Below are 6459 nucleotides of genomic sequence, written 5' to 3'. Positions count from 1 at the left end.
ACCCCCGCGCCCGGGCGGGCGAGCCACCCGCCCGCCGCCCCGGGCCCCTCCGCCCCACCCCGGCGCCCGGCGCGGGAAATTCCGCACCGGGCGCCCGCACCGCTCCCCCACACCAGGCAGTTCGGGCCCCACGGACCCCGGAGCTCCAGGCGTCCGGCCCCACGGGAGCACCTGAACCCGCGCGGGCCCCCAGGGCGGCACGTCCCCTTCCGCTCACCACCCGCCCCGGGAGCCGCACATGCCCCCCTCCGCCCACGACACCGCGCCCTCGCCCTCGTCCGCCCCGCCCACACCGACCGACCGCTCCGCCACACGCTGGCTGATCCTCGCGGTCATCTGTCTCGCGCAGCTGACCGTCATCCTCGACAACACCGTCCTGAACGTCGCGATCCCCTCCCTCACCGAGGATCTGGGGGCCACCACCGCCGATGTGCAGTGGATGGTCAACGCGTACTCGCTCGTCCAGTCCGGGCTGCTGCTCATCGCCGGGAACTCCGCCGACCGCTACGGGCGCAAGAAGATGCTGGCCATCGGGCTGGCGCTGTTCGGGCTCGCCTCGCTGGGGGCGACCCTGGCGACCTCGCCCGGGATGCTGATCGCCGCCCGCGCCGGGATGGGCGTCGGCGGCGCGCTGCTGGTCACCACCACCCTCGCCGTCGTCATGCAGATCTTCGACGACGCCGAGCGGCCCAGAGCCATCGGCATCTGGAGCTCCGTCAGCTCCCTGGGCTTCGCCGCCGGTCCGCTCATCGGCGGGGCGCTGCTCGACCACTTCTGGTGGGGCTCGCTCTTCCTCGTCAATCTGCCGGTCGCGGTCCTCGCGCTGTGCGCGGTGCTCACCCTCGTACCGGAGTCGAAGAGTCCGGGCACCGAGCGGCCCGATCCGCTCGGCGCGGTGCTGTCGATGACCGGCATGGTCGGGGTGGTCTTCGCGATCATCTCCGGGCCGGTCGACGGCTGGCTCTCCGGGAAGGTGCTGGTCTCCGCCGCCGTCGGGTTCGCCGGGCTGGCGGCCTTCGCGCTCTGGGAGCTGCACACCCCGCACCCGATGCTGGACATGCACTTCTTCCGCAACCGCCGCTTCATCGGCGCCGTCTCCGGCGGCATCCTCGTCGCGTTCGGCATGGGCGGCTCGATGTTCCTGCTCACCCAGCATCTCCAACTCGTCCTCGGGTACGGGCCGCTGGAGGCGGGGTTGCGGATGGCGCCGCTCGCCGTCACCGTCGTACTGATCAACTTCACCGGGCTCGGCGCGCGGCTGATGCCCCGCCTCGGCACCCCCGGAATGATCGTCTCCGGGATGTCGCTGCTCGCCGCGGGCCTCCTCCTCATCGCCACGCTCGGCGGCTCCGGCTACGGCGGCATGCTCGCCGGGCTGATCGTGATGGGCGCCGGGATCGCGCTCGCCATGCCCGCCATGGCCAACGCGATCATGTCGGCCATCCCGCCCGCCAAGGCGGGCGTCGGCGCCGGGGTCAACGGCACGCTCATGGAGTTCGGCCAGGGGCTGGGCGTGGCGGTGCTCGGCGCGGTGCTCACCGCCCGTTTCCAGGCGCTGCTGCCGGTGGCCGCCGCCGGGGCCGGTTCGCTGGCCGCGGCGCTCGCGACGTCCGGTACGGGCGCGGAGCGTACCGCCGTCCACGACGCGTTCGCCGCCGGTATCGGCACCGGTCAACTCACGGGCGCCGCCGCGGTGTTCCTCGGCGGGCTGCTCGCCGCCGTCCTGCTGCGGCGGGCGGAGCGGTCGGCCGGGCCGTCGTCCGGCCTTTCGGCGCCGGAGGGAGCCGCCGCCGCGGCGGAATAGCATCGAAAGCGGAACACGTCCCGCTCGGCGGGAGGCGAAGCGCGAGGAAGAGGCGTCATGGCAGCGGCAGGAGAGGGCGCCGGGAAGCGGCCGAAGAGCGTCTGGCTGGCCGGGCGCCCACCGCTCAAGCGGAAGGCGGACCAGCCGGACGGACTCGACCTCGACAAGATCGTCGCGGCGACCGTCCGGCTGCTGGACGCCGACGGTCTGGCGAAGTTCTCGATGCGCCGCCTCGCCGCCGAGCTGGGCGTCACCGCGATGTCCGTCTACTGGTACGTCGACACCAAGGACGATCTGCTGGAGCTGGCCATCGACGCGGTCGCCGGCGAGATGCGGCTGCCCGACGAGGACGGCGGCGCCGACTGGCGCGACCAGCTGCGGGTCCTCGCCGCCGCCTACCGCGACATGCTGCTGCGCCACCCGTGGGTGGCCCGGCTGCTCGGCGAGTACCTCAACATCGGCCCCCGCTCGCTGGCCTTCTCCCACGCCACGCTGCGGGTGATGGCCCGCAGCGGCCTGGAGCCCGAACGGGCCTCCGGCGCCCTCGCCACGGTCTTCCACTTCGTCTACGGCTTCGCGACGATCCGCGCCTTGCACGAGGCCCGCTGCCGGGCCGCCGGGGTCTCCCTCGACGACTACTTCGCGCAGGTCACCGCCGCCATGGCGGACCGCCCCGAGTACGCCGAGACCCGCGAGCTGTCCGCCCGCGCCGGGTACGCCCGCGAGGGTCAGGGCATCGTCGAGATGCTCGACCGGGAGTTCACCCTCGCCCTCGACCTCCAGATCGCGGGCATCGAGACGCTACGGGACCGGGCCACCGGGGGCTGAGCCCCTACGGGCTGAACCCGTACGGGACCGGGACGCCGAGGGCCGGACCCGTACGGGACCGGGCACGAGAACCGGGCCGGGCCCGAAACCGAAACCGGGCCGGGCCCGAGCACCCCCCAAGGTGCCCGCGCCCGGCCCGGTCCCGTACGCCGATCCGTACCCTGCGCCGATCCGTACCGCTACGCCGATCCGTACCGCCGTCGTGCGGGGCCGCTCAGCCCGCCGTCGGCAGCGAGTCGCCCTGCACCGCCTGGATGTCGAGCTGGACCCGCAGGGTCGTGCCGATCGCCGCGATACCGGCGGCCACGACCTGGTTGTAGTTCATCTTGAAGTCCTCGCGGCGCAGCTCCGCGGTGGCGCTGAAGGCCGCCCGCACGCCGCCCCACGGGTCGGGGCCGGTGCCGAGGTAGCTCAGGCTCAGGTCGACCGGGCGGACGACGCCGTGCAGCGACAGGTCGCCGTGGACGGTCCAGCGGTCGGGTCCGGCCGGTTCCAGGCCGGTGCTGCGGTAGGTGATCTCCGCGAACTCCGCGACGTTCAGGAAGTCGTCGGACCGGAGGTGACCGTCGCGCATGCCGTTGCCGGTGTCGATCGACGACGCCGCGATGACCGCCTCGACACCGGACTTCTCCAGGTCCTCGGCGATCTCGATCCGCCCGCTGAACTCGGTGAACCGGCCGTGCACGCTGGTGATGCCCAGGTGCTGCGCGCTCGCCGCGACCGTCGAGTGCATCGGGTCGATCGTCCAGGTGCCGGGCGGCGGCAGCTCCGCGCCGCCCTGCCGCGCCAGCACGACGTTGCCGACGTCCATCCGGCCGCTCGCCGTCACGATCGCGCTGGAGGCGACCGGCGCGTAGCCGACGGCCGTCACGATCACCGTGTACGGACCGGGCCGCAGCGGCTCGGTGCTGCGGATGGCGCCGTCCTCGTCGGCCGTCGCGCGCAGCATCTGCGCGCCCGTCATGTCGGTGACGGTCAGCACGGCGTGCTGAACCGCCCAGCCGTCCCGTGTGCGGACCTGTGCCCGTACGCCCGCAGGTCCCGCGCCCGTCGAAGTCATTCCCACTCCCGTTTCTTGCCTGGTACGTATCGGGCTCCGGCAGCGGCCTGCAGGCCGTCCCCTGCCTGTGCGCAGCACCGCTGCCGGAGCCCTGGGGTCCGGCCCGGGGCGCGTCTCCGCTCAAAAAGCGCGCCCCGGTCCGGGGTTCATCGTCGTCCGGGCGGGTGCCCGGACGGCGGGTCAGTCGCCGGGGTGGGCGAGCTCGACGTCGTAGCCGTCGATCCCGCGGGCGTCGACCTGCAGGCCGTTGGCGACCGGCGGGTAGCCGCTCGCGATGACCGTGTAGTCGCCGGCGTCCAGGTCGGTGAAGGCGTACGCGCCGTCCTCACCGGTGGTGGAGGTCGCCACCACGTTGCCCGCCGCGTCGACCAGGGTGACGCGGGCGTCGGACAGCGGGCGCCGCGCGGAACCGGCCCGCACGACACCCTCCACCTTCGCGCCGGACAGCAGCTCCACCTCGATGCGGGTGGTGCCCTGACCGCCGACCTCGACCGGCACGGCCGTCGGACGGAACTCCGCGGCGTTCACCGCGACGGTGAAGGTGCCCGACGCCAGGTCGTCGAAGGCGAAGTGGCCCTCGGGACCGGTGGTGCCGGTGGCCAGCACCTCGCCGCGGACATCGGTGACGACGACCATCGCCCCGGTCACCGGCTGCCCGGTGACCGCGCTGCGCACCTGGCCGCCGAGGCCGCTGGTGCCGCTGAGGAGGATGTCGTAGCCGAGCGGCTGGTCGCCGACGACGACCGTCGACGCCTGCGGCTGGTGCCCGTCGGCCGCCGCGATCAGCACGTACGAACCGGCGCCGGGGGCGGTCAGCTCGTACGCACCGTTCGCCTGGGCGGCGGCGCGGCCCAGCTGACGGCCGCTGAGGGAGATCAGCGTGACCGCGGAGCGCGGCACGGGGTGGCCCTCGGGGTTGCGGATGAAGCCGGTGATCGACGGCCCGGCCGGGACGTCACCGCCGCCGGCCGACGCGAACGCCGCCAGGGGCTGGGTGGCCGTCGCCGCGACCGGCTGCGCCCAGGTGGGCGTGTGCTCGTCGGAGGGTGCGGGCGCGCCCACCAGGGCGGGCTCCCGCTCTGCCGCGGCCGCAGCGGCCGCGGGGGCCGGGGTGGCCGCGGGGGTGGTGGCCGGGGTGGCCGCCTCCTTGCCGTCCGCGTTCTGGGCCAGTCCGCCGCGAGTCTTCAACGCGACCTCCTTGATGAACAGGGTGAACAGGAAAGCGAGCAGGGCGCACGGAGCCGCGATCAGGAAGATATCGGCGACGGCGTGCCCGTAGGCGCTCTCCATGACGGTACGGAGCGGAGCCGGGAGCGCGTCAAGGTCCGGGATGCTCCCGCTCCCGCCGCCGCTCTGCGCCGCCGCCTTGGCCGCCTTCGGGCCCAGCGCGGCCAGGCCGTCCTGCACGTAGTGGGTGACCCGGGTGGCCATCACGGCACCGAGCGCCGAGACGCCGACCGCACCGCCGAGGGAGCGGAAGAAGGTGACCATGGACGAGGCGGAGCCGAGGTCCTGCGGCGCGACCTGGTTCTGCGTGCAGAGCACCAGGTTCTGCATCATCATGCCGATGCCCAGACCCATCAGGGCCATGAAGATCGCGATGTGCCAGTAGGCGGTGTCGTAGCGGATGGTGCCCAGCAGGCCCAGACCTGCGGTGACCAGGACGCCGCCGCAGACCAGCCACGCCTTCCACTTGCCGGTCTTGGTGATGACCTGGCCGGAGACGGTCGAGGAGATGAACAGACCGCCGATCATCGGGATCGTCATCACACCGGACATCGTCGGCGACTCGCCGCGCGCCAGCTGGAAGTACTGGCTGAAGAAGACGGTGCCGGTGAACATCGCGATACCGACGAACAGTGAGGCCAGCGAGGCGAGGGTGATCGTCTTGTTGCGGAACAGCCGCAGCGGGATGATCGGTTCCGTCGCCTTGGACTCGACGAGGACGAAGAGCGCACCGAGGACGACGGCGCCGCCCACCATCGCGGCGGTCTGCCACGACATCCAGTCGTACTTGTCACCGGCCAGCGTCACCCACACCAGCAGCAGCGAGACCGCCGCGCTGACGAAGAAGGCGCCCGCCCAGTCGACCTTGACGCCCTCGCGCTTGGCGACGGGGAGCTTCAGGGTCTTCTGCAGCACGATCAGCGCGATCACCGCGAAGGGCACGCCGACGTAGAAGCACCAGCGCCAGCCCATCCAGCTGGTGTCGGTGATGACGCCACCGAGCAGCGGACCGCCGACGGTGGCGACGGCGAAGGTGGCACCGAGGTAACCGCTGTACCGCCCGCGCTCCCGCGGGGAGATCATCGCGGCCATGACGATCTGCGCCAGGGCGGACAGACCGCCGACGCCGATGCCCTGCACCACACGGCAGGCGATGAGCATCCCGGCGTTCTGCGACAGACCGGCGACGACCGAGCCCGCGACGTAGATGACCAGCGCGATCTGCACCAGCAGCTTCTTGCTGAACAGGTCGGAGAGCTTGCCCCACAGCGGGGTGGTCGCGGTCATCGCCAGCAGCGACGCCGTGACGACCCAGGTGTAGGCGGACTGGCCGCCGTCGAGGTCGTGGATGATCTCGGGGAGCGCGTTCGACACGATGGTCGACGACAGGATGGCGACGAACATTCCGAGCAGCAGCCCGGAGAGTGCCTCCATGATCTGACGATGCGTCATGGGCGGCTGTCCGGAGGCCGGTATGCCCCCGTGCTTGGCGTGGCCGCCCCGCACACCGGCTGGTGTGGTCGTAGCCATGTAGTTCCTT

4 protein-coding genes are annotated in these 6459 nt (G+C 72.7%); 2 read left to right on the top strand and 2 right to left on the bottom strand.

The features are described from left to right. Positions 1-238 precede the first annotated feature (238 nt). Positions 239-1804, top strand: a complete 1566-nt coding sequence (locus tag ACFWWQ_RS28705; protein ID WP_384602063.1) for an MFS transporter — start codon at positions 239-241, stop codon at positions 1802-1804. A 57-nt stretch (positions 1805-1861) separates the two neighbouring features. Next, the gene (locus ACFWWQ_RS28700; protein WP_384602061.1) at positions 1862-2632 is read left to right on the top strand and encodes a TetR/AcrR family transcriptional regulator; all 771 of its coding nucleotides are present in this window, start codon (positions 1862-1864) and stop codon (positions 2630-2632) included. A 214-nt stretch (positions 2633-2846) separates the two neighbouring features. On the opposite strand, the gene ACFWWQ_RS28695 is transcribed toward ACFWWQ_RS28700, so the two are convergent. Both ACFWWQ_RS28695 and ACFWWQ_RS28690 read right to left on the bottom strand, forming a co-directional pair. Then, entirely contained in the window at positions 2847-3692 is an 846-nt protein-coding gene (locus tag ACFWWQ_RS28695; protein WP_384602059.1) for a YceI family protein, read from the bottom strand. A 180-nt stretch (positions 3693-3872) separates the two neighbouring features. Next, positions 3873-6449: an MFS transporter gene (locus ACFWWQ_RS28690; RefSeq protein ID WP_384602057.1), complete on the bottom strand. Its 2577-nt coding sequence runs from the start codon at positions 6447-6449 to the stop codon at positions 3873-3875. Positions 6450-6459: the final 10 nt, after the last annotated feature.

Source organism: Streptomyces sp. NPDC059080, assembly GCF_042739975.1.
Classification (GTDB): domain Bacteria; phylum Actinomycetota; class Actinomycetes; order Streptomycetales; family Streptomycetaceae; genus Streptomyces; species Streptomyces benahoarensis.
This window is presented reverse-complemented; position numbering and strand designations above follow the sequence as displayed.